At 42.6% G+C, this 23,009-nt stretch carries 26 protein-coding genes; 18 read left to right on the plus strand and 8 right to left on the minus strand.

The annotated features are described in order from the left end of the window. Positions 1-63: 63 nt before the first annotated feature. The gene (gene pdxK / locus QFZ73_RS11955) at positions 64-891 is read right to left on the minus strand and encodes a pyridoxine/pyridoxal/pyridoxamine kinase (RefSeq protein ID WP_307266255.1); all 828 of its coding nucleotides are present in this window, start codon (positions 889-891) and stop codon (positions 64-66) included. A 370-nt stretch (positions 892-1,261) separates the two neighbouring features. On the opposite strand from pdxK, the gene mobA reads away from it, so the two are divergent. Genes mobA through QFZ73_RS11975 form a run of 4 tightly spaced genes read left to right on the plus strand, consistent with a single transcriptional unit; the run spans position 1,262 to position 3,621 of the window. Beyond that, positions 1,262-1,897: a molybdenum cofactor guanylyltransferase gene (mobA, locus tag QFZ73_RS11960; RefSeq protein WP_307266258.1), complete on the plus strand. Its 636-nt coding sequence runs from the start codon at positions 1,262-1,264 to the stop codon at positions 1,895-1,897. Further along, entirely contained in the window at positions 1,887-2,351 is a 465-nt protein-coding gene (locus tag QFZ73_RS11965) for a molybdenum cofactor biosynthesis protein MoaE (protein WP_307266261.1), read from the plus strand. Before mobA ends, QFZ73_RS11965 begins: the two co-directional genes overlap by 11 nt. Next, entirely contained in the window at positions 2,344-2,577 is a 234-nt protein-coding gene (gene moaD, locus QFZ73_RS11970) for a molybdopterin converting factor subunit 1 (protein WP_307266264.1), read from the plus strand. The genes QFZ73_RS11965 and moaD overlap by 8 nt, the downstream gene beginning before the upstream one ends. A 24-nt stretch (positions 2,578-2,601) precedes the next feature. After that, a complete protein-coding gene (locus QFZ73_RS11975) occupies positions 2,602-3,621 on the plus strand; it encodes a MoeB/ThiF family adenylyltransferase (protein WP_307266267.1) in 1,020 nt (339 codons plus the stop codon). A 74-nt stretch (positions 3,622-3,695) separates the two neighbouring features. Here the strand turns inward: QFZ73_RS11975 and QFZ73_RS11980 are convergent, their stop codons facing one another. Further along, positions 3,696-4,043 carry a YflT domain-containing protein gene (locus QFZ73_RS11980; protein ID WP_307266270.1) on the minus strand — a complete coding sequence of 116 codons (348 nt, stop codon included), beginning with the start codon at positions 4,041-4,043 and terminating at the stop codon, positions 3,696-3,698. A 136-nt stretch (positions 4,044-4,179) separates the two neighbouring features. Next, positions 4,180-5,613: a phospholipase D family protein gene (locus tag QFZ73_RS11985; protein ID WP_307266273.1), complete on the minus strand. Its 1,434-nt coding sequence runs from the start codon at positions 5,611-5,613 to the stop codon at positions 4,180-4,182. 153 nt (positions 5,614-5,766) lie between these two features. On the opposite strand from QFZ73_RS11985, the gene QFZ73_RS11990 reads away from it, so the two are divergent. From QFZ73_RS11990 to QFZ73_RS12000, 3 genes are all read left to right on the plus strand, one after another. After that, positions 5,767-6,447 carry a uracil-DNA glycosylase gene (locus QFZ73_RS11990; protein WP_307266276.1) on the plus strand — a complete coding sequence of 227 codons (681 nt, stop codon included), beginning with the start codon at positions 5,767-5,769 and terminating at the stop codon, positions 6,445-6,447. 270 nt (positions 6,448-6,717) lie between these two features. Then, positions 6,718-6,975, plus strand: coding sequence for a YwdI family protein (locus QFZ73_RS11995; RefSeq protein ID WP_251427035.1), 258 nt, complete (start codon positions 6,718-6,720; stop codon positions 6,973-6,975). Between the two features lie 23 nt (positions 6,976-6,998). Continuing rightward, positions 6,999-7,367: a DUF423 domain-containing protein gene (locus tag QFZ73_RS12000; protein ID WP_054398573.1), complete on the plus strand. Its 369-nt coding sequence runs from the start codon at positions 6,999-7,001 to the stop codon at positions 7,365-7,367. A 107-nt stretch (positions 7,368-7,474) separates the two neighbouring features. Here the strand turns inward: QFZ73_RS12000 and gerQ are convergent, their stop codons facing one another. Both gerQ and hemQ read right to left on the minus strand, forming a co-directional pair. Beyond that, positions 7,475-7,990 carry a spore coat protein GerQ gene (gene gerQ / locus QFZ73_RS12005; RefSeq protein ID WP_251427032.1) on the minus strand — a complete coding sequence of 172 codons (516 nt, stop codon included), beginning with the start codon at positions 7,988-7,990 and terminating at the stop codon, positions 7,475-7,477. Positions 7,991-8,402: 412 nt separating this feature from the next. Then, positions 8,403-9,152, minus strand: coding sequence for a hydrogen peroxide-dependent heme synthase (gene hemQ, locus QFZ73_RS12010; protein ID WP_251427029.1), 750 nt, complete (start codon positions 9,150-9,152; stop codon positions 8,403-8,405). A gap of 257 nt (positions 9,153-9,409) precedes the next feature. Between hemQ and pta the strand changes: the two genes are divergently transcribed. Continuing rightward, entirely contained in the window at positions 9,410-10,396 is a 987-nt protein-coding gene (gene pta, locus QFZ73_RS12015; protein WP_307266288.1) for a phosphate acetyltransferase, read from the plus strand. Positions 10,397-10,430: 34 nt separating this feature from the next. Then, positions 10,431-11,279 carry an octanoyl-[GcvH]:protein N-octanoyltransferase gene (lipL, locus tag QFZ73_RS12020; protein WP_307266291.1) on the plus strand — a complete coding sequence of 283 codons (849 nt, stop codon included), beginning with the start codon at positions 10,431-10,433 and terminating at the stop codon, positions 11,277-11,279. 239 nt (positions 11,280-11,518) lie between these two features. Here lipL and QFZ73_RS12025 read toward each other — a convergent pair whose 3' ends face one another. Beyond that, positions 11,519-12,271, minus strand: a complete 753-nt coding sequence (locus QFZ73_RS12025; RefSeq protein WP_307266294.1) for an RsfA family transcriptional regulator — start codon at positions 12,269-12,271, stop codon at positions 11,519-11,521. Positions 12,272-12,562: 291 nt separating this feature from the next. Between QFZ73_RS12025 and QFZ73_RS12030 the strand changes: the two genes are divergently transcribed. The 3 genes from QFZ73_RS12030 to QFZ73_RS12040 all read left to right on the plus strand — a co-directional run bounded on the left by QFZ73_RS12030 (position 12,563) and on the right by QFZ73_RS12040 (position 14,869). Further along, positions 12,563-12,784, plus strand: a complete 222-nt coding sequence (locus QFZ73_RS12030) for a YuzB family protein (RefSeq protein ID WP_048683566.1) — start codon at positions 12,563-12,565, stop codon at positions 12,782-12,784. 235 nt (positions 12,785-13,019) lie between these two features. Then, positions 13,020-14,327, plus strand: coding sequence for an HD domain-containing protein (locus QFZ73_RS12035; RefSeq protein WP_307266302.1), 1,308 nt, complete (start codon positions 13,020-13,022; stop codon positions 14,325-14,327). A gap of 32 nt (positions 14,328-14,359) precedes the next feature. Continuing rightward, a complete protein-coding gene (locus QFZ73_RS12040) occupies positions 14,360-14,869 on the plus strand; it encodes a YwgA family protein (protein WP_251427013.1) in 510 nt (169 codons plus the stop codon). A gap of 29 nt (positions 14,870-14,898) precedes the next feature. On the opposite strand, the gene QFZ73_RS12045 is transcribed toward QFZ73_RS12040, so the two are convergent. Further along, positions 14,899-15,084 carry a 2-hydroxymuconate tautomerase gene (locus QFZ73_RS12045; RefSeq protein ID WP_034315897.1) on the minus strand — a complete coding sequence of 62 codons (186 nt, stop codon included), beginning with the start codon at positions 15,082-15,084 and terminating at the stop codon, positions 14,899-14,901. 157 nt (positions 15,085-15,241) lie between these two features. Here QFZ73_RS12045 and QFZ73_RS12050 point away from each other — a divergent pair, with 157 nt between their 5' ends. Both QFZ73_RS12050 and QFZ73_RS12055 read left to right on the plus strand, forming a co-directional pair. Beyond that, the gene (locus QFZ73_RS12050) at positions 15,242-15,898 is read left to right on the plus strand and encodes a site-2 protease family protein (RefSeq protein WP_251427378.1); all 657 of its coding nucleotides are present in this window, start codon (positions 15,242-15,244) and stop codon (positions 15,896-15,898) included. A 41-nt stretch (positions 15,899-15,939) separates the two neighbouring features. Next, positions 15,940-16,449, plus strand: a complete 510-nt coding sequence (locus QFZ73_RS12055) for a YwhD family protein (protein WP_054398584.1) — start codon at positions 15,940-15,942, stop codon at positions 16,447-16,449. Positions 16,450-16,599: 150 nt separating this feature from the next. On the opposite strand, the gene QFZ73_RS12060 is transcribed toward QFZ73_RS12055, so the two are convergent. Further along, complete coding sequence (locus QFZ73_RS12060; protein WP_307266306.1) at positions 16,600-18,669, minus strand: transglycosylase domain-containing protein; 2,070 nt, start codon at positions 18,667-18,669, stop codon at positions 16,600-16,602. 207 nt (positions 18,670-18,876) lie between these two features. Between QFZ73_RS12060 and speE the strand changes: the two genes are divergently transcribed. The 4 genes from speE to argS all read left to right on the plus strand — a co-directional run bounded on the left by speE (position 18,877) and on the right by argS (position 22,986). Then, positions 18,877-19,704 carry a spermidine synthase gene (speE, locus tag QFZ73_RS12065; protein WP_034315891.1) on the plus strand — a complete coding sequence of 276 codons (828 nt, stop codon included), beginning with the start codon at positions 18,877-18,879 and terminating at the stop codon, positions 19,702-19,704. 14 nt (positions 19,705-19,718) lie between these two features. Continuing rightward, entirely contained in the window at positions 19,719-20,597 is an 879-nt protein-coding gene (speB, locus tag QFZ73_RS12070; protein WP_063234186.1) for an agmatinase, read from the plus strand. Positions 20,598-20,871: 274 nt separating this feature from the next. Then, positions 20,872-21,312 (plus strand): YwiB family protein, encoded by a 441-nt coding sequence (locus QFZ73_RS12075; protein ID WP_251427003.1) that lies wholly within the window; start codon positions 20,872-20,874, stop codon positions 21,310-21,312. 3 nt (positions 21,313-21,315) lie between these two features. Beyond that, entirely contained in the window at positions 21,316-22,986 is a 1,671-nt protein-coding gene (argS, locus tag QFZ73_RS12080; RefSeq protein ID WP_307266310.1) for an arginine--tRNA ligase, read from the plus strand. Positions 22,987-23,009: the final 23 nt, after the last annotated feature.

A 23,009-nucleotide genomic window follows, 5' to 3' on the forward strand; every position in this document is an offset into this window, starting at 1 on the left:
ATAAAAACAAAAAAAGCGAAAAAGGCCGCTCGATGAATTTGAGCGGCCATTAAACTTGATGTTTTATTTTTGAGTTTTTTCAGCAATTCCATATTTATGGTATGCACCATGATTGACAGGTCCAACATAGTCATTCATCTTCCAAGAGTGGCGAACCGCCTCGGTAATGAAGTCTTTAGAAATGAGGATAGCCTCACGCGGGCTTTTCCCTTCAGCCAATTGAGCTGCAATAGCTGCAGAAGATGAACAGCCGGCACCATGTGTATTGGTCGTTTCGATTTTCTCTGATTCAAGGATTTCAAATTCTTTTCCATCATATAAAAGGTCGATGGCTTTATCATGATCCAGCTTATTACCGCCTTTGATCAAGACATATTTTGCACCAAGTGCATGAATCTTTTCAGCTGCAGCCCTCATGTCATCAATTGTCTTGATAGGCGAAGTTCCCGCTAACTGAGCGGCCTCGAACAGGTTTGGAGTGACTACAGTTGCACGTGGAACAAGCAATTCACGCAGAGCTACAGCCGTTTCAGGGTGCAATACTTCATCTTCACCTTTACATACCATAACTGGATCGATAACGACTTTGTCCAGTTTCAACTCGTCTATTTTACGGGCGACAAGTTCAATGATTTCCACTGATCCAAGCATTCCCGTTTTCATGGCATCAATGCCGATTGACAGGATCGTTTCGATTTGGGCTTCCAAAACTTCGACCGGTGTAGGGAATACATTATGGGACCAGCCATTCTTCGGATCCATCGTCACGATTGTCGTTAAAGCGGACATGCCGTAAACGCCGAATTCTTGGAATGTCTTTAAATCTGCTTGTAGACCCGCGCCGCCGCTTGAATCCGACCCGGCAACTGTCATAGCTCTTTTCATAGTCATTATGTGACCTCCTCAGGAGAATTAGATATCGATATTATCAGCATACCAGATAATATGCTATTTTTAGAATATACCAAAATTTCTTTTATGTAAAACTTAGTTTTCACCCTAATATGAATGCCTTAGAGAAGGTAATGGAATGGCCTCGCATAAGTCATTTTTCGGACCTGGAATTCAGGAAATAGGATGGATGGGTGTCCTGTTTTTTAGCTTTGCATCCTATTTTCCATCTTTTGATATACAAAGCAAAGTTTGTGAAAGTGTCATTATTTTCAAAGTTGATTTAAAATATTTAAATATAGTGGACACATTTAAGTATAGCTTTACCGATCGATGCTGGATTAAACCCAAAAAAGGGAGGGTGATTCTTATGGATTGGACAATGTTGCTTTTAGCTGGTGGGAAATCAAGCCGGATGGGAGTCAATAAGGCCCTCTTGACCATAGGTGGCGTTGTGAACGTTTCAAGAGTGGCATCCGAATTGAAAAAGGTGTCAGAAAACATTATGGTCATTACGAATACATTTGAAGAATATCATTTTCTGCAACTTCCGCTAATTCCGGATTTACATAAGGATCAAGGCCCTCTTGGCGGATTGCATGCAGGGTTGACCTCATCGAAAACGGAGCTTCAGTTCCTTGCAGCCTGTGATATGCCGTTTGTGAGTGCAGATGCCATCAAGGATATCATTTCCCATTATGAACCTGAATTCGATGCTGTCATTCCAGAAATAAATGGCAGGCTCCAGCCGCTTTTTGCTGTTTACCATAAAAGGTGTCTTCCTGTACTGACGGAGTGCTTATTAAAACAAGAATTAAAAATGAGTCTTTTTTTGGAAAAGATTTCGGTGAAAATCATGAAAGAAACCGACTTTAAGTTATATTGCGAGAATCCTGAACATTTTCAATACCTTTTTTTCAATATGAATACGAGGGAAGATTATCAAGAGGCAGGTTATATTGATCAAACCGAATTATATATAAAGGATGGTAGACATGAATTATAATATTTCAAAAGAGCCGATTGTCATCCAGGAAGTGATTGATAAAGTAGTCAAGCGAAATGCAGGTGCCGTCACGACCTTCATTGGTACAGTGAGGGAAATGACGAAAGGAAAAAAGACTCTCTTCTTAATTTACGAAGCGTATGAACCGATGGCCATCAAGAAATTGGAGCAAATCGGATTTGAGATCAAGGAGAGATGGCCTGATGCAGAAACGGCGATCACTCATCGTGTAGGTAAACTTGAAATCACGGATATCGCAGTGGTTATTGCCGTTAGTACGCCACATCGAAATGATGCATATGAGGCAAACAGGTATGCGATTGAAAGAATTAAGGAAATCGTCCCGATCTGGAAAAAAGAACACTGGGAAGATGGGGAGACATGGGTCGGAAACCAGTTGGAAACCGTTTCATATCCAACGGGGAAACCGGAAGAGGGGGATATTGATGATTAATGTACTTTTATTTGCCCAATTGAAAGATGAGCTAGGCAAAGAGACTCTTTCTATAGAAGGAAATGGAATGAGTGTAGCCCAGCTAAAAGGAAAAATGAAGGTGGATTTTCAATTGGACGGTCTTGAAACCGTGATGACAGCGGTCAATGAAGAATTTGCCGATGATGACACGGTTCTATCTGATGGAGATACAGTTGCTTTCATTCCACCAGTCAGTGGAGGCTAAAGTGTTCGGAAGGGAGGGTTCACGGTGAAAGAGCGATTTTCAAGGCAGACTTTATTCGCCCCCATTGGTGAAGGGGGCCAATTGAAAATTATGAAGAAGCATGTCTTGCTTCTTGGGGCAGGGGCTTTGGGATCTGCCAATGCCGAGGCCCTAACTCGTGCAGGAGTAGGGAAGCTTACCATTGTCGACAGGGATTATGTCGAGACCAGTAATTTACAGCGCCAACAAATGTATACGGAATGGGATGTCGATGAGAAGCTGCCAAAAGCAGAAGCGGCAAAGCGCCATTTATTTGATATCAATCATGAAGTTGAAGTGAATGCCATCATCATGGACGCAACTGCCCAGAACCTCGAACAGCTGCTTGGTGATGTTGATTTGATATTGGATGCAACCGATAACTTTGAGACACGGATGATTATTAATGATATATCACAAAAGCTTCATATACCCTGGATTTATGGGGCATGTGTGGGGAGTGTGGGCATGACTTTGACAATCCTTCCCGGACAGACTCCATGTTTGCACTGTTTGCTTAAAGCAATCCCGATTCAAGGAATGACCTGTGACACAGGAGGAATCATATCACCAGCTGTAACGATGGTAGTGGCACACCAAACTGCCGAAGCTTTGAAAATCCTTGTTGAAGATTGGGAATCGGTACGACCTGCACTTGTTACTTTTGATCTGTGGAGAAATCAATACCAAACCGTTAAATTAACAAAAGCGAAAAAGAAAGATTGTCTTTCATGTGGAGAGCAAAGGACATATCCCTTTTTAACAATGGAAAATGCAACGAAAACGGCTGTCCTTTGCGGGAGGGATACTGTACAGGTAAGACCGCCAAAACCTTTGGAACTGCAACTCGAGAAATTAGCCAAAGATCTGGACGGCAGCGGCTATTTGGTGAAATTCAATCCATTTCTTCTCTCTTGTGAAAAGGCTGGGGACCGTATAGTCATTTTCAAGGATGGCCGGGCGTTGATTCACGGTACGAAGGACATGGTCCATGCAAAGGCCACATACCAAAGAATCCTTGGATAATGAATATAAAAAACGAGGCTGCCGGTTAAGGAGCCTCGTTTTTTATATTCATATAGGGTAATGGTTATCGGGTATTAGTGTGTAATCCCGTCTTTATTATCTTGTTTGGAAGCAACGATGACAACTTTTCCTTTGTCAAGCACTTCCTCGTAACGTTCTGCCTCCATATCACTGAGGCCAAGGTTGCTCATTCGGTTACGAAGTTCATCTCCGCGTGATTTGAAGAGGTTTCCGACGGTATCAAGGAAACCTTGTTCCTTCATGCCTACATCTTCTGTATTTGTATTCTCGGTAAGGTGTTTTGAGCGGGTTTTATCATGGGCAAACAAATAAACATCGTCTTTCGTATAACCTGATGTAACTAATTCATCGATTTTTTCCTTTGCTTGTAAACCGTTTTCTACTACATGTACTTGATACATATAAACTCCTCCTTGAATTATAGTAAGATTCTCTTGAATATAGGCAAATGGAATCTTGCTCATTACAGCTGCTGATTGGTTATGGTAGTATATAACCTTATTTGGGCACTGATAAACATTTATATAGAAGGGAATTTTAGTAAGTGGTGAAGCGGAACACCTTCTGGATGCGGTAGGTCAAGTATTTAAAGACAGGCAGTTTCTTCTGATATTCACTGTAATCCACCGTGTATGTCCCATTTTGATTTGTCCAGAGTCTTTGAAAATAGCTATCGACATCCTTGGAAACGTCCGCATCATTTGGAGCATGGATTTCAACATTCGCTTCAAGATTATAGTCATCTAGATTGCGTGAGGTATAATTAGCCGATCCTCCAAGGATAATCGTCTCATTTGCCTTTTGGATCAGCATCAACTTTGTATGGAACTGTTCTTTATCTGTTTTGTACCAGCGGATCGAGATGTTTTCATCCCCCAGTTTTTCGAATTCGGCGGCAACCGGAAGATTGGGAATTCCGATTTTCTCACTTCCGAAAGCGTTTTGATTCGGATCCAATATCATTTGAATCTTCACACCCCGTTTAGCGGCATCCGTTAATGCCTCGACAACCTCGCGGTCGGCAATGTAGAACATGGCAAGATGGATCTTGTCCCCCTTTTCTGCACCCTTAATTGCCTTAAGGACATGTTTATTGATTTTTCCTTCCGTGAGCAGTTGTACCGATATCGGTCCTTTATCTGCTGATGTCCCTTTGAACTCAGGAAATGACTTTGGTCCTCCCGAGAATTTCGAAGCGGCTTCTTCGGCTTTAACAAAATCGCCGATGATATTCCCATCCGTCTGGAACGCAATATTGGAATGGAATCCACTTGCGTCATGAGGATTGGCCGATGAGATAATGGCCGTTTTTTCAGTGGCGACCACTTTTCTGTGATTGGCTTTGATATTCATCAGTCTAAGATAAGAACGCAAGGTGACCTTTGGTGCGCTTTTAGCCATTGGATTCACAATCCAGCCTTTCCCGCTTTCACCGAACCATTGGAAAAAGGTCCGATACACACCTGAATAGAGAGGATTCGGATCCCGGAGGCGGTCCAAGTTGGTAACAATGACTTCAATTCCATTTTTCTTCATCGTTTCCAATGCCTCTAACTGGTAGGCATTATAGGAAGTATTCACTTCATCAGTAATGAATGTAATCTGGAGGTCAGGTTTCCTTTTCTTCTGTTCAATCAGATTATCCTTCAGAGTCTCGGTTAACTTCGGGAAGTTTATCTTTTCATCATAAAAAGCATTAAACAAAAACATATCGATTACGATATAAGAATCAGCCTCTTCTATGGCTTGATTTATGGTTTGGAAAATTCGCTGCTCATGTTGCAGATTCCCCTGTTCATCGTGATAGGAAAGGTCATAGATGAAATCGATATCCTCGACATGATGAACCTTCCCTTCATAGGAAATACCATCGGGGAGAGGCTTGTAGCTGTTATAGACGATTACGGCTGCAATGACGATCAAAATGCTGACAAGCAGATAAAATCGTTTTCTTTTGTACCATTTTTTCATAGGGAATCCTCCAACATGGTTAAATTGCTTGCTAACTTTCTATTTTCCCACTTTTGGGGTATATAGAAACATAAATCGTAATCTATGGAAAAAGGCAAGGCGATTAAGTTTGATATAATATAGTTTCAAAAAGTGGAAAGGGGCTTGTGGCACATGACAAAGCAGTTATTAACAAATGATTGGTGGCCTCTATTGAAAGAGGAATTCAAAAAAGAATATTACCAGGAGCTATGGGAATTTATAAAGCAAGAGTACGGTCAGCAAGTCATTCATCCGGATCAGGCCGATATTTTCAATGCGCTTCACTATACTCCTTATGAAGAAGTAAAGGTTGTCATCCTTGGACAGGACCCTTACCATGGCCAGGGTCAAGCGCATGGCCTTAGTTTTTCGGTTAAGCCGGAGGTTCGCATCCCACCTTCTTTAAGAAATATCTTTAAAGAGTTACACACCGATCTAGGCTATGAGGTTCCTGATAATGGTTACCTAGTCGAATGGGCAAAACAGGGAGTGCTTCTATTGAATACCGTCTTGACTGTACGTGAGGGAGAGGCACACTCACACCGCGGAAAAGGATGGGAAATCTTTACGAATCAAGTTATTCGCCTATTGAATGACCGTCCGATGCCGGTTGTATTCATACTGTGGGGGAAACCTGCTCAAACCAAAATCCCTTTGATTGATGAAACCCGCCATAAAGTCATTAAGTCCGTACATCCGAGTCCGCTTTCGGCTTCCCGTGGTTTCTTTGGCACCAAACCTTTTTCCAAAACAAATCAATTGCTGATGGAAATGGGGGAATCCCCAATTGATTGGAAAATCTCGAACCGATGATATGGGCAAGAAAACGAACCGGGTGAATTGTATGGCTTGCCGTCATTTCTATTTAACTTGGGATCCCAGTTTTCCAAAGGGCTGCCGTGCTTTTCAATTCAAATCATCAAATCAGCCTTCTCATGATGTCTTTCATTCTTCAGGACAGCCATCCTTGAAATTTCAAGCCAAGCCAATTAAAAGGTAGGAAATATGCAAGGTGTTTTCTTCCCTGATTTTTGCTATGCTAGATATGATGGTTTTGACCTGTATATAGACGAGGTGGTAAAGTTGGATATTTCATCAAGACAAATGTTAGATAAAATCGAAGAGCTTGTTTTGAAAGCGAAACAGGCAAATTCAGAGGATAAGGTGCAGGGGTATGTAATTGCCATTAAATCCCTTTGTGAAGTGATGGTTGATGAAAAAGCTGCGAACATCAGCATATCGAAGCCAATCACATTGACCCAGCCCGTTATGTCGGCTACACCGAATGTAGAACCGGTTAAAATGGATGAGGCCAATGGGGAGTCCTTGTTCGATTTTTAAATTAGGGAAGGGGAGCAAAATAATTGAAACTGTTCATCATTTTAGGTGCATTGAATGGGTTTATTGCTGTGGCACTTGGTGCGTTCGGTGCACACGGACTGGAAGGGAAAATTCCTGATAAATATTTAGAAACCTGGCAAACGGCTGTTCAATATCAAATGTTCCATGCGGTGGGTTTATTGGTTCTCGGTTTATTGGCTGGGAAAATTTCAAGTCCGCTGATCAACTGGTCCGGCTGGCTTATGCTAATAGGAATTATCCTGTTTTCCGGAAGTCTATTCGTCCTAAGCGTTACGCAAATCAAAGTCTTGGGAGCCATCACACCGCTTGGCGGAGTTTCTTTCTTGGTTGCTTGGGTCTTAATGATCATTGCTGCATATAAATACTTGTAATGAAGGAGCTGATCTCTTGGGTCAGCTTTATTTAGAAAAAAGTCATCCCAATATAAGAAGAGCCTCAAAATCAAATAGATTCTGAGGCTCTTCTTTATTGGCTTTTTTTATCTTGGCGAATAGGTGGTAAGCCCAGCACCTCCAAATGGATATTCATATTCGATTTCTTCATCAAACGTAATATAATCTAAGTATACCATCGGGATTAAGTATCGTTTCCCCGTTTGAGGGTCGCTTATGATTAAATGATCGCGTCCTGCAGCCTCAATGATTCCTTTGAAGATCTTTGCATTCCATTCCTTGTTGTTTTCAAAGGTGGTGTAAACAGTGACTAATTTCCCTTTATTCAAACGCAATATGTTCTCGATGTACGACGCTTCGACCGGAAGCATGCCAGGTACCTGTGGTCCGGAAGGGGGTTGACCCATCGTCATCGGCACTTGTTGTGGCGTGCCTGCCATAGTGGGCTGTTGCGGCTGGTATGATGGCTGTTGGTATCCTTGCTGCTGGTAACCTTGTTGCTGGTTAGGATTCTGCTGCCGCAGGTCAGCCTCATTATTCTCATAGGGGTAATAAGGGCTTCCTCCGTACGGGTAATTACCATAAGGATTATTTTGTGACATTGCATTCCCTCCTGAATTCAAGGTTTATTTGATACTGTGGAATTTGGACAATCCGAGAGTGTGGACTGGGAGAAGCAGTGCGATTTATAGCGACCGGTAGTATTGTATATGTTTTCTGGACAATCCCCGGGTGGCTTAAAAAACCACAATGAATGTTACGCGATACATAACGGCTGCCGTTCATGATAAGTCATATCCTCTTGCCGGCTAATGAATAGAAGTAACGTTCCTTCACCTCGCTGGAGTCAGAAATTGCCTTGATCAATTTTCCTGAAGCTGAATGGGACTGTGAAAAAATAAATTCATCACTATTGAAAATGTATGGGATGTGGATTGGATTTATTCCACAGCCGGGGAAAAATAAAAATGAGTGGACGCAAAAAAGGCTTCCGGAAGCCGGAAGCTCATTGTCTTATACATATAGGAATGAAGGTACGTTTTCTTCCGGCAGGATATTGCCTACAAAGAAAGAACCAAATGCAGCGTAACGTGCACTCACTTCATCAAAACGCATTTCATAGATTAATTTTTTAAATTGAAGGACATCGTCTGCGAATAGAGTTACACCCCATTCATAATCGTCAAAACCGACAGAACCGGAAATGATTTGTTTTACTTTACCGGCATAACTGCGGCCAATCAAACCGTGGGAACGCATTAAGCCTTTGCGCTCTTCCATGGAAAGCATATACCAGTTATCATCACCATCACGACGCTTGTCCATTGGATAGAAACAAACATGTTTCGCTTTTGGAAGTATCGGATAAAGTCTGGAACGAACATGAGGATTCTGGTAAGGGTCCTCACCATCTCCACCAGCTAAGTAATTGCTTAATTCCACGACGGAAACGTATGAATAAGCGGGAATAGTATATTCGGCAAGCTTCGTTTTGTTGAATTCGTTTTCAATTGCATTCAATTCTTCCATGGTTGGGCGGGCAAACATAAGCATGAAGTCCGCTTTCTGACCAACGATGGAATATAGGGCATGGCTGCCTTCATTGTCGCTTTGTGTCATATTCCATTTATCCAGTAAACCTTGGAATTCTGAGATGGCCAATTGGCGTTCGTCACTTGATAACGTTTTCCAAGAAGCCCAGTCGATCAGACGGAAATCATGTAAACAATACCAGCCGTCCAGTGTTTGTGCTGCTTCACTCATTACGATCACTCCTAAGTCTTATTATAGCTTTAATATAACATAGTTTCAGTATAAGGAAATTTATATCAACCCGCAAACACCACCACTGTTTTTCAATGTTTCTGCAAATTTCAAATTTGCGGATTGGCAGGGGACCAAAGTGGCTGGAATTTACCTGGCTGCTAGAGTATTCTTAAAAGAAGACGACAATGGATTAGCACCGGATGGTTAAACATAGAAAACATGGGGGAAACGTATCTAAAAAGGAGGATGAGCCAGTGAGTGATTTATTCGAAATATTGGAATCAAAAGTTATGGGGCATAATTTAAAGATCGTTTTTCCAGAAGGGTTGGATGAACGGATTTTGGGAGCGGCAGGCAGGCTTGCCGAAGCTAAACTGGTGACACCGGTATTGATCGGGGACATCGGGATGATTCAAGAGAGGGCAAAAGATTTGAAAATCTCCCTTGAGGCAATCGAAATATATGATCCGAAGAATTATATCATGATGGATGAAATGGTTGAAGCGTTCGTGAAGGTCCGTGATGGTAAAGCGACAGATGAACAAGCTCGTGAAATATTATTGGATGAGAACTATTTTGGAACCATGCTCGTCCATATGAAACTGGCACATGGAATGGTGAGTGGCGCAACGCATTCGACTGCCGATACGGTTCGTCCCGCCTTAAGGATCATCAAAACAAAGCCAGGCGTCCAAAAAACATCGGGAGTATTCATCATGGTCCGGGATGAAGAAAAATATGTATTCGCAGATTGTGCGATCAATATAAACCCCAGTTCCCAGGACCTGGCTGAAATTGCTATAGAAAGTGCGAAGACTGCATTAATGTTCGATATCGAACCGCGTGTGGCGATGCTGAGCTTTTCCACAAAGGGATCGGCAACATCCCCCGAGACCTTAAAAGTGGTTGATGCCGTCGATTTGGCAAAAGAAATGGACCCTGAAGTCATTCTTGATGGGGAATTTCAGTTTGACGCGGCCTTCGTTCCTTCTGTGGCAAGGAAAAAAGCACCGGATTCCCTTATTCAGGGGGATGCGAATGTTTTTATTTTCCCAAGTCTCGAAGCAGGGAACATTAGCTATAAGATGGTACAGCGCTTGGGTGGCTTCGAAGCGGTCGGTCCGATCCTTCAGGGGCTGAATCGTCCGGTGAATGACCTTTCGAGGGGATGCAGTGAAGAGGATGTATATAAACTGGCTGTCATTACAGCGGCACAGGGATTTGTGGCGCAGTATCAATAGGCAGCTTGAGGATTAAATGTAGAGGGAGATTCGTATGGGTGAGACAGATTCATTATTAATGCAGCAAGAGTGGAGGATTATTGACCAATCTTCCGTTGGACCTCAGTTTCCTGCTCTGGAGTCCTTTGCGATGGATGATACATTTTGCGCTTCCGTTGGGTCAGGTAAATCAGCGGCAGTAGCCAGGGCGTGGGTACACCATCGAACCATCGTCATGGGTATACAGGATACGAAGTTGCCTTTTCTTAAAAAAGGTTTGGAACATTTAAAAGAACATGATTTTCAGGCCATCGTGAGGAATTCAGGAGGGCTGGCGGTCGTGCTGGATGAAGGGGTCCTTAATTTTTCGCTCATTTTTCCTGAAAACGAGCAGAAGATTGAAATCAATCGTGGATATGATGCGATGTGGGAGCTTGTCCAATTGATGTTTTCCGATTTCCCGGTCACGATGGAGGCAAGGGAAATCGTCGGTTCCTATTGTCCTGGTAGTTATGATTTAAGTATAAATGGGCAAAAGTTCGCTGGTATATCCCAACGCAGGATCCGCAATGGTGTAGCTGTGCAAATCTATTTGTGTGTCAATGGAAGCGGGGCTGAACGTGCCAGTCTCGTGAAGGGTTTTTATGATGCAGCTAAAGGAAATGCAGAAACCAAATTCGCTTATCCTGATATCGTCCCTTCGGTAATGGCGTCCCTAACGGAATTGTTGGGCGTGCAATTGAGTGTTCAGGACGTTATGCTCAGATTCCTACATGTATTGAAGGAACATAGCGAAAGGATATTCTCTGATACTCTTTCCGCTGAGGAATGGCCGATGTATGAGGCATACTTGACAAGAGTGGTGGAACGCAATGATAAAGTATTCGATGCATTAAAGGATTGATATGAAAGAAGAAGCTGTTCCAGTAATTCAGGAACGGCTTCTTTCATTTAATACGACTTTAGCATTCACTGAAACTGTAAAAGGCCTGTATGATAGACAGCGACGTCCTGGGAGATATTATTCCTTCTTTCTTGAAATAATGAAAAAAAGAGCCTAGCGGCTCCATTTTTCGGATAAACATGGGTGAAAGGGCCTTTGGCATGTGGCGGATCCATATAACTGAACCCCACATTATCTTATTACTCGGCCATTTTTTCCAAATTGCCATTCCGGTCCATCTTGAACTTAGTTGCCGGACGTTCTTCTTCCTCTAACAATACCAGCTTTCTTGCTCGATTCATGATATTCATCAAAGTTTCATAATCTTCCTGCATCAAGCCGCTATTTTGTTCTAGGTGGCTGATTTTATTTTCCAATTCTTCGTTTCGCTTTTTCAGCCCTTTAATTTCGAGCTTCAATCTTTCATTTTCGGTTTTTAATACTTCGCCTTGAAGCATGCGGCCGTTCATGGATTCCAAATAGGCGATGACGGTATCAAGGTCAAGGTTCATGGCCGTTTCCAAAGGTACTGGTGTGTGCTGTGTCTTAGGAGCGAGGGCTTCGGCCACGACAAATTCCTCTGCTGCTTCATAATTGGTAGTATCGACTTCGGATTTCAACTCTAGTTCCTCTTCTTGTACATGGGGAACCATTATGTCGGAAATCGTTGGGGACGGCGGTGTATAAAGAAGCCGTTTTTTCCCTCCTTGATCTTTTCCAAGGATCCTTTGCCGCTGCTTACGCTGTTTTTTGGCAAGGGAAAGCGCTTTGTCATAATTATGGCGGACAACAGCATTCCAGCGGAATCCGCATGCCGCAGAGGTGCGATTCAACTTATCTCCTACCTCTTCAAAAGCATTAAGCTGAGTGCTGCCTTCCCGCACATGGCGCAATACCGTTTCTGCCAAAAGCAAATCATCTTCTTCTGTCCAGGCGTCTTGACGAACCTTCATTTCTACATACTCCCTTTCTGGTAACTTTTAAAATAAATAACTATATAAAATATCGTGTGGCAGTGATTTATGGAGTGTTCTACTAGCATTTTGGACAAAATCTGGATTTTTTATACAAAAAGGTTAAAAGGATACTAGTTTTTTGACTAATTATATCCTTTTCCAGCGGCTGCCCTTCCCCTTTCACATCATTCAGCCCTCTTGATATTCATAATTAGAAACGGTAAAATACCCTTTAGTCATATAAATGGATGAAAAATAGTTTGTCATGGAAAGGATGGTGACCGGAGGATGTCCAATGAATTCAGGGTGTGCGATGACTGCTTGGCGGTAAACATTAAAACATTGATCCCGCGTCTTGAAAAGCTTGATCCCGACGCGAAAATTGAAGTGGGCTGTCAATCCTATTGCGGTCCTGGCAGAAAGAAGTCTTTTGCCTTTGTCAATAACCGTCCAGTTGCTGCACCGACAGAAGACGAGTTACTAGATAAAATCAATAAAAAATTAAAGTAGGATCCATGAGATATAGTTAGAGTGGATTGTTTGCTTTTGATAAATGGAACAAGTAATATCACCCAGATTCGACACACTGCGGTGATTTTTTATTTCCTTATTTTCGAGACAAAATCAAACTGAAACTTCCGTTTTCTTACAAAATGACCTCTCTTACTAGCAAGGTGGATGTTAGGGTTTTTTGTCAAAACACGCTATAATGAGTGCATCGAGATTATGAAAAAGAGGGTAGTTCATGGAATATTCCGGCGAAAAATTACAAGAAGAAAAAGTATTCAAGGACCCGGTTCACCGATATATACATGTTCGTGACCGGGTTATATGGGATTTAATTGGGACGAAGGAATTCCAGCGTCTTAGAAGGATCAAACAGCTGGGAACGACTTATTTAACCTTTCATGGTGCGGAACATAGTCGGCTTAGCCATTCGCTTGGAGTATATGAGATTGTCCGGAGAATCGTGGATGATGTTTTCGAGGGCAGACCGGAATGGAAACCTGAGGAACGGTTACTATCCTTGTGCGCAGCCCTTCTGCATGATTTGGGTCATGGTCCTTTCTCTCATTCTTTTGAAAAAGTGTTTGACCTGGATCATGAGCAATTCACGCAGCAGATAATCGTCGGCGATACGGAAGTGAATAAGATCCTCCTTAGAGTTGGGCGTGATTTTCCTAAAAAAGTGGCAGAAGTCATTGCGAAAACCTATAAAGGCAAATTAGTAGTCAGCCTGATTTCAAGCCAGATCGATGCTGATAGAATGGACTATTTACAGCGAGATGCTTATTTCACTGGCGTGAGTTATGGACATTTCGATATGGAAAGGCTTTTGCGTGTAATGAGGCCAAGGGAAGAACATGCCGTCATAAAGCAAAGCGGGATGCATGCGGTTGAGGATTATATCATGAGTCGCTACCAAATGTATTGGCAGGTTTATTTCCATCCAGTTACGAGAAGTGCGGAGGTCATACTTACCAAGATTCTACATAGAGCGAAACATTTATATGAATCCGGTTATGAGTTTGCTCAAGAACCGCACCATTTTTATTCATTGTTCAAGGGAGAAGTGACTTTAACGGACTATTTGAAAATGGATGAAGCGGTGATCCTCTATTATTTCGAAGCATGGGAAGAGGAAAACGATGTGATTTTAAAAGATTTATGCACTCGCTTCGTTAACCGTAAACTATTTAAATATGTGGAATTCCATCCATCGAACAGTCAAATGAACAGATTGATGGAATTAAGGACGCTATTCAAGAAGGCAGGCATCGATCCGGATTATTATCTTGTCGTCGATTCTTCATCAGATCTGCCGTATGATTTTTACCGGCCAGGTGAGGAAGAGGAGAGACTGCCGATTCACTTGCTTAAAAATAATGGCGAAATTCGTGAATTATCACGTGAATCCGAAATTGTCGATGCAATTTCCGGGAAAAGAAGAACGGATCATAAGTTGTATTATCCAGCGGATGTATTGCGTGATGAATCTACGAAGAAAAATATAAAAAAACAGATTCGTAAGCTTTTGGAGCTATCGGATTAAAGTGGTACATTTTTGGTGAGGAGTGACGAGCCTTGTTTAAGGATCATGCAAACATTATCAATGCAATTTCTACTGCCGGTGAAATCTCGGGTCGGAAAAAATTACAAAAAATCGTTTATATCGCAAAGAAGCTGTCCTTCCCATTTCATGAAAAGTTTCAGTTTCACTTTTATGGACCGTATTCGGAGGAGTTGACCTTACGGATTGAGGAGCTCTGCGAAATGGGTTACTTGAATGAAGTAAGGGAAAAAAAAGCAGGTTATTATCAATATTGTTATTCGATAACGGATGCCGGCCAGGATTTCCTATCCATACAGGAAGTGGAGATGCCGGCACTTGAGGCATGCTTACAGGATATGAACGGACAGAATGCCAGATTTTTGGAGCTGGTTTCAACGGTATTATACTTCGACACGCTTGGAAAAGAGGAAGTAACCGAGAAAATTTTCACGCTGAAAAGCAAACAAAAATATACGCTTGAAGAAATTGATGAGGCATATGAATATATTGAGCAGTTAAAAACAAAAGCTAAGCCGAATTGATGGCTTAGCTTTTCCTCATTATGTAAATCTTATAGATCGCTTTTACGGACACCGGCTACTGCTAAATGATTTTTTGACATTTCTTCAATGAAAATCGTCACGGCTTCAGCTGGTGCTCCAGTTGTTTCCGTCACGGCTGCAGTCACCTTTTCGACTAAAGCCTTTTTTTGTTCGTCTGTACGGCCTTCAAGCATTTTGACTGTTACATATGGCATCTCTTTTCCCCCCTTCCTCTCTTATCTTGTAGTGTTTCACAATGGAAAAATAATTGCAAGACATGGAAGTCAGAGTTTTTTCACTTCTTGAGCTTTTGATGTATACTAACGGTAATAAACATTGGGGGAGAAGCTATCGATGGAATTCATTGATCAAATAGAACGGTTTTTGGTTTATCCTTTGGAAAAGCTTCCATATGTCATTGTGTCACTGTTGATCGCATTTACGGTTCATGAATTTTCCCATGCTTATGTGGCCTATAAGTTCGGTGACCCGACTGCTAAGAATGAAGGAAGAGTCACATTGAATCCGATTTCTCATTTGGATCCGATCGGAACATTGTTGATATTAATAGCCGGATTTGGTTGGGCGAGACCTGTACCGGTCAATCGTTTCCATTTCAAGAATCCAAAATTGGCAGGAGTGCTCGTCTCTTTTGCCGGTCCGTTCAGCAATTTGATTGTTGCAATTTTGGGGTTTTTAATTTTTTACGGATTGCTTGCCGCAGGCGTTGGACCTGATTTACCGTTTTTCGTCGAGCCTTTCTTAAGTATACTCATAAATTTAAATGTCCTTTTATTTGTATTTAATCTGTTACCGCTGCCGCCTCTCGATGGTTATAGGATCGTTCAGGATCTTGTTTCCGCAGACTTGCGGGCAAAAATGACCCAGTATGAACAATATGGTTCCCTTATTTTTTTGATTCTGATCATCACACCGCTGAGTCAATATACAATTAGACCGGTTTTGGATACTGGTACTAAGTTTGTAGGAGACACCTTGAGTCAATTTTTTTCACTTTTGTTTTTTTAACCAATAATAAGGAATGACAAACGATAAAGGGGGATATGAACATGGAAGAACAACCAAAGAAAAAGGTAGGCTTCAATATTATAAAAAACGACCCAACAGAAGGTCATGGCGGATATGGGGCAGGGGTATTAACGCTCGATAATATTTCTCCGGTCATCATCGATGTGGATGCGGGTGAAGCAGAGGTCGATATCGGTGCGATGCATGCAAGGAGTGCAGTGGAAAAAGGGATCAAGTTTTTAAAGACTAAAGAGGAAGTCCCGAATGCCAAACCCTACTGGCTTGTTTGGGTGACCATTGAAGCCACTCAAAATGGTCCGCACTATGCAGGTGTGACAGCATGTGAAATGACGGTCGACAGGTCAATTAGACGCGGTTACAAATCGCTCCCGGAGCATGTTAACCGGATGGATAAATCGCTAAAACGAAAGATCATCGTTGAGGACATGGACGATAAATCAAAACGTGTGCTTGCAGACTTCCTGAAAAACCATGATGCGGGAATGTGGGAGCGTTCTTCAGATCAGCTGAAGGAGTCATTGACGGTTTGAATCTCGTTTAATGGATGAAATGTTAAGTTTAGTGAAAAATGCACTTGTAGGAAAGCGATAAAATCAGTAAACTTAAAGACAGCAGTTTAGTCACTGTGGAACTAGGACAGAAAAACCCCCGAAGCCGCTGCCGGCTTCGGGGGTTTTTCGTTATCCCCAAGGTTTTAAGACTTTTTTGTACCACGGGGCCTTTTTATGTTTTTCTTCTTTTGGGGCATGTTTCGGATTCTCACCCTTAAAGTGCTCGGCACAGTATTCGACAGGTTCGGTTCCTTTAACATAATAAGTCAACCTTGAGACAGGACAATCCTTTGTGGCCAATTTTCCGCTTACGGGATTCACGTTTACCCCGATTACGTTTTCCGTTTCCTTAAACGATTTTGCCGGTTTCCCTTGTAGGCCCTTTTCCATATAGGAAGCCCAGATTTTCTTTGCATAGCCTTTTTCAGCAGGGTTCTCGATCTTTTTGCCTTGATCATATCCAGTCCATACTCCTGCTACAAGCTCCGGTGTGTAACCGATCATCCAGCTATCCGTCGGGGTGGAGCCTGATTTGCCGGCATATGGGCGGGTCAGCTGGGAACTGATGGTGCTGCCGGTCACTTTCGTATAGCCATTTAACGTTTCATCGAAAACCCCTGTAAGCATCTGGGTCATGACAAATGCCTTGTCCTTATCCAGAATCTGTTCCGGTTTCTCCTTTTCATCAAAAATCACTTCACCTTTTTGATTTTCCACCTTTTTGATAAACACGGGTTCCACCTTCTTGCCGCCGTTAGCTAGAATGCTGTATGCGTTCACCATTTCAATCGCCCTAACACCTGACGTACCGAGTGCCAGGGAAGGGACCGCATCCATCTTTGCCGTGATTCCGAATCGACGCGCCGTATCGACCAATGACTGTTCCCCAAGGAACAAGTGCGTTTTTACGGCGAAGATATTATCGGAAAGAGCAATGGCCTGAGCCATCGTGATTTCGCCTTCCGCATACTGTTGGTTGTAATTATGCGGTGTGTAAGATGAGTGACCATCATCGAAAGAAAATGTAGTTGTCTCGCTTTTCAAGGTGGTGGATGGTGTGAAACCATTCTCCAGCGCTGAATAGTATAGCAATGGCTTCATGGTTGAACCAGGCTGGCGAACGGCCTGTGTGGCCCGATTGAATGGAGACTCGGAATAATCTTTACCGCCGACCAGCGCACGGACCTCCCCGGTATCAGGATCCATTGCCACTATCGAGGCTTGAATGCCTGAAGACTTGGGTATGGTATTGGAAAGGACCTCTTCGGCAGCATCCTGCTGGGTTTCGTCCAGTGTCGTATACACCTTAAGGCCGCCGAGCTCGATCGTCCGGTCATCTAAATGAAGCTGAGATTTTAAAGCTTGCTTGACGGCATCCTGGAAATAGGGAGCGGTCTTCTTGGTGACCGTTCCGTGTTCCCCTTTTAATGTAAGGGATGTTCGCAGCGCTTCCGCGATATCCTTTTCTGAAACGTAGTTTTTGCTTTTCATGGATTGCAGGACAACTTTCTGCCTTGATTTCGCTTTTTCAAAGTTATCCAATGGAGAATAGTTTGACGGCCCTTTTGGTATTCCGGCCAGCATGCTCGCTTCAGGAAGAGTCAAATCCTTGGCATCCTTGCCAAAGTAATATTGGCTTGCAGCTTGGGCTCCATATGCACCATGGCCGTAGTAAATCGTATTTAAATAGCCTTCTAGAATTTCCTTTTTGGAGTAGTTCATTTCTAAACGTATCGTATAAAAGGCCTCATTAAGTTTACGCGACCACGTTTTGTCATGCCCAAGAAACAGGTTCCGGGCATACTGCTGGGTAATGGTGCTTGCACCCTGGACCTTGGACATTGCCTTAATATCGGCAAGGATGGCACCGCCGATCCGCTTTATATCAAATCCATAATGAGTGTAAAATTGACGGTCCTCAACGGCGACAGTCGCTTTGATGAGCTGTGGTGAAATCGACTCCATTCCGGCCCAATAGCGTTTCTGGCCATTATCCGTTTCACCGATCACATTTCCATCATCACTATAATAGAGAGTGGACTGCGGCACGACCAAAGGAGGAGGACCTAATATTTTTGCATAAATCAGTAAAGAGAGAAGCAATACAAAGAGTATCGTGAGCCCGATTGTGGCAAGGATAATGAAGGCCCGTACATATTTAGTTGTCCTTTTAAATCGTTCGCTTGGAATCAATTCCATTGCTTTCACCTCTCTTATCACGTAAGAATCTATCATCTATTACTATTATGGAAAAAAAAGAAAATTTTAAACATAAGAACTGCATTTAAGAAATTTATCTTGCAATTCTGCTAGATTCGTCTATAATTTTTCTAGCTAATGACTATACCGATTTTGGGGAACCTATAAGGTGACTGACAATATGAAATGGAAAAGGAGCGTTAATAAATGAGCATTTGGTTTACTGAAAAACAAACAGAGAACTTTGGTATTACGATGAAAGTGAATCGTACTTTACATACGGAGCAAACTGAGTTTCAAAAGCTTGATATGATTGAAACGGAAGAGTGGGGCAATATGCTATTGCTGGATGACATGGTAATGACTTCACAGCGCGATGAATTCGTTTACCATGAAATGGTAGCCCATGTTCCTTTATTTACCCATCCTAATCCGGAAAACGTTTTGGTTGTAGGTGGAGGGGACGGAGGAGTTATCCGTGAAATCCTTAAACACCCAAGCGTAAAAAAAGCTACATTGGTGGATATCGATGGGAAAGTCATCGAATACTCAAAGAAATACCTGCCGGAAATTGCAGGTATGCTTGAAGATCCGCGTGTAGACGTACAAGTTGGGGATGGCTTCATGCACATCGCCAAAAGTGAAAATGAATATGACGTGATCATGGTTGACTCAACTGAACCTGTCGGACCTGCTGTCAATTTATTCACAAAAGGTTTTTATGCCGGGATTTCCAAAGCTTTGAAAGAAGACGGGATTTTTGTGGCACAATCCGACAATCCTTGGTTTAAAGCGGACTTAATTCGCGATGTACAACGTGATGTGAAAGAAATATTCCCAATCACCAGCCTGTATTTAGCGAATATCCCGACGTATCCAAGCGGCCTTTGGGCGTTCACGATCGGATCGAAGAAATATAATCCATTAGAAGTGACAGAAGACCGTTTCCATGAAATGGAAACGAAATATTATACAAAAGAACTTCATAAAGCAGCTTTCGTTCTGCCTAAATTCGTTCAAGATTTAGTGAAATAAGGGAGGCATGGACCATGAAATTCGATGAAGCCTATTCAGGCAATGTATTCATTAAAAGCCACCCTGTTTTTGAGGAATCGGAAGCTGTGCTATACGGCATGCCGATGGACTGGACGGTAAGTTTCCGTCCTGGTTCCCGCTTCGGCCCTACCCGGATTCGTGAAGTTTCGATTGGTTTGGAAGAGTATAGCCCGTATTTAGATCGTGAATTAGAGGAAGTTAAATTCTTTGATGCCGGGGATATTCCATTACCATTCGGCAATCCGCAGCGCAGTATCGATATGATTGAAAAATTTGTCGACAGCGTGTTGGATGCAGGTAAGTTCCCAATGGGTATGGGAGGGGAACACCTTGTCACATGGCCTGTCATTAAAGCCATGTACAAAAAGTATCCGGATATGGCCATCATCCATATGGATGCCCATACAGATTTACGTGAGGACTATGAGGGGGAGCCGCTTTCCCATGCGTCCATCATTCGTAAATCCGCAGAGCTTATCGGCCCGAAAAATGTATACTCTTTCGGCATTCGTTCCGGTTTGAAGGAAGAATTCCAATGGGCAAAAGAAAATGGCATGCACATCTCTAAATTTGAAGTTCTTGAACCTCTGAAAGAAATATTGCCGCAGTTAGCTGGTCGTCCTGTATATGTGACGATCGACATCGATGTTCTTGATCCTGCGCACGCGCCGGGAACAGGCACCGTAGATTGTGGAGGCATCACTTCCAAAGAGCTTTTAGCTTCGATTCATGAGATAGCACGGTCTGAAATTAATGTAGTCGGCTGCGATCTAGTTGAAGTCGCACCGATTTATGATCCATCCGAGCAAACTGCGAACACGGCGAGCAAGCTGATTCGCGAAATGATTTTAGGTTGGGTTCAAAAAGGTTAATGGATGGAAGACTTGACTGTTCCTGTTTTTTAGCGGGAATGGTCTTTTTTTATCCATTCCGAAAAGAATTTTACATCTGAGAGACTCTTTTTGAATAATTCCGCCCCAATGAGTCATTATTGCGTTAAAATCAAATGAATTGCAACAACATGATGTCGACATTTTATCCTCACTATTTTGGATTTACACTTTATTTTCCGCTCCAAGTTGAAACTTCCTTGAAGAATATTTATACTTATAAAGTTAAGAACGACATGATGAAGGAAGTGTAGCTTTGACTCTTCATGATATAGATAAGCAGGCCATTAAAGTAACTTTACAGACAAAAATCAAACACGGATCAGAAACGGAAACGTATGAGCTGGTCACATTTGGTACAAAAATGTATAAAGGTGCAGATTTATATTTGCAATATAAAGAGGAAAATGAAGTCGGTCAAACACAAACGACCATCAAGCACAAACCGGATGAAACGATCCTGCTTAGAAATGGTGCCATTAAAATGAGGCAGCTTTTCCGCCTGCAGGAAGCGACAAATGGACATTATGAAAGTATATATGGCAGGTTAGCATTACGGACGACAGCGAAGAAAATACATCATCAATGGGATGAGCAGACCAAACAAGGGAAACTTGTCCTTAAATATACGTTACATATGCAGGGAAGCGAACCCGGTCAATATGAGATGACGATTTCCTACAAGGAGGAAGCATAGCGCATGAATATAGTAAAAGAGGTACAGGAAAAACTGAAAGAAGAGATTAAAGCGGCAGTCATTAAAGCGGGTTTAGCAACGGAAGAGCAGATTCCAAATGTTGTATTGGAACTGCCAAGAGATAAGACACACGGAGATTATTCCACGAATATGGCCATGCAATTGACCAAGATTGCAAAGAAAGCGCCAAAGATGATAGCAGAGGCAATCATCGAAAACTTTGACAACTCAAAAGCATCCATCGAAAAAATTGAAATTGCAGGACCTGGTTTCATCAACTTCTACATGAATAATTCCTATTTGACAGAATTGGTTCCTGTCATTTTGGAAGTGGATGGAGCATATGGGGAAAGTGACTTTGGGAAAGGCGGAAAAATCCAAGTGGAGTTCGTTTCCGCGAACCCGACCGGTGATCTCCATCTTGGTCATGCCCGCGGTGCAGCAGTAGGTGATACGTTATGCAATATCCTCTCTAAAGCAGGTTATGATGTTTCACGTGAATACTACATCAATGATGCAGGAAACCAAATTAATAATTTGGCCATTTCCATAGAAGCCCGCTATTTCCAGGCACTCGGCCTCGAAAAGGATATGCCGGAGGGCGGTTATCATGGCGAAGATATCATTGGCATCGGTAAGACGCTCGCAAGTGAATTTGGTGATAAATTTGTAAATGCCGATGAAAAGGAACGTTTTGAATTTTTCCGTGAGTACGGCTTGAAATATGAAATGGAAAAACTGAAAACGGACTTGGAAAATTTCCGTGTCGGATTTGATGTATGGTACTCCGAAACCTCTCTATATCAAGACGGTAAAATTGATGAAGCACTCAAAGTGTTGAGGGAAAGGGGCCATGTTTATGAGGAAGATGGGGCAACATGGTTCCGCTCTACGGAATTAGGCGATGATAAAGACCGGGTGCTCATTAAGCAGGATGGGTCTTACACATATCTGACTCCGGATATTGCCTATCACCGTAATAAATTGGAGCGCGGCTTTGAAACGCTGATCAATATCTGGGGTGCAGACCACCACGGCTATATACCGCGTATGAAAGCAGCGATCGAAGCATTAGGGTACAAACGCGAGCAGCTTGAAGTGGAAATCATCCAGCTTGTTCATCTGTACAAGGATGGCGAGAAAATGAAGATGAGTAAGCGTACAGGTAAAGCAGTTACGATGCGTGACCTTATTGATGAAGTAGGACTGGATGCAACACGTTATTTCTTTGCGATGAGAAGTGCGGATACTCATATGGACTTCGATTTGGATCTTGCGGTATCACAGTCCAATGAAAACCCGGTTTATTATGCACAGTATGCCCACGCCCGTATTTCCAGCATTTTACGACAAGGTGTGGAACAAGGGATCAGCTATGAAGGAGTCACTGATTTCTCTGCCCTATCTACTGAAAAAGAAGTGGAGCTTTTGAAGAAAGTAGGAGAGTTCCCGCAGGCAATAGCGGAAGCAGCCGAAAAACGGATGCCTCACCGCATGACGAATTATATATTCGACCTGGCCTCTACATTCCACAGTTTCTACAATGCAGATAAGGTTTTGGATGTTGAAGAGATGGAAAGAAGCAAGGCACGTCTAGGACTGGTCAAATCCGTCCAAATTACTTTAAAGAATGCACTAGCTATAATCGGGGTTTCTGCACCGGAAAAAATGTAATGGAAAAAGCGGTTGTTTCTAGC

This window comes from Peribacillus sp. V2I11 (genome assembly GCF_030817135.1).
Lineage (GTDB): Bacteria > Bacillota > Bacilli > Bacillales > DSM-1321 > Peribacillus > Peribacillus simplex.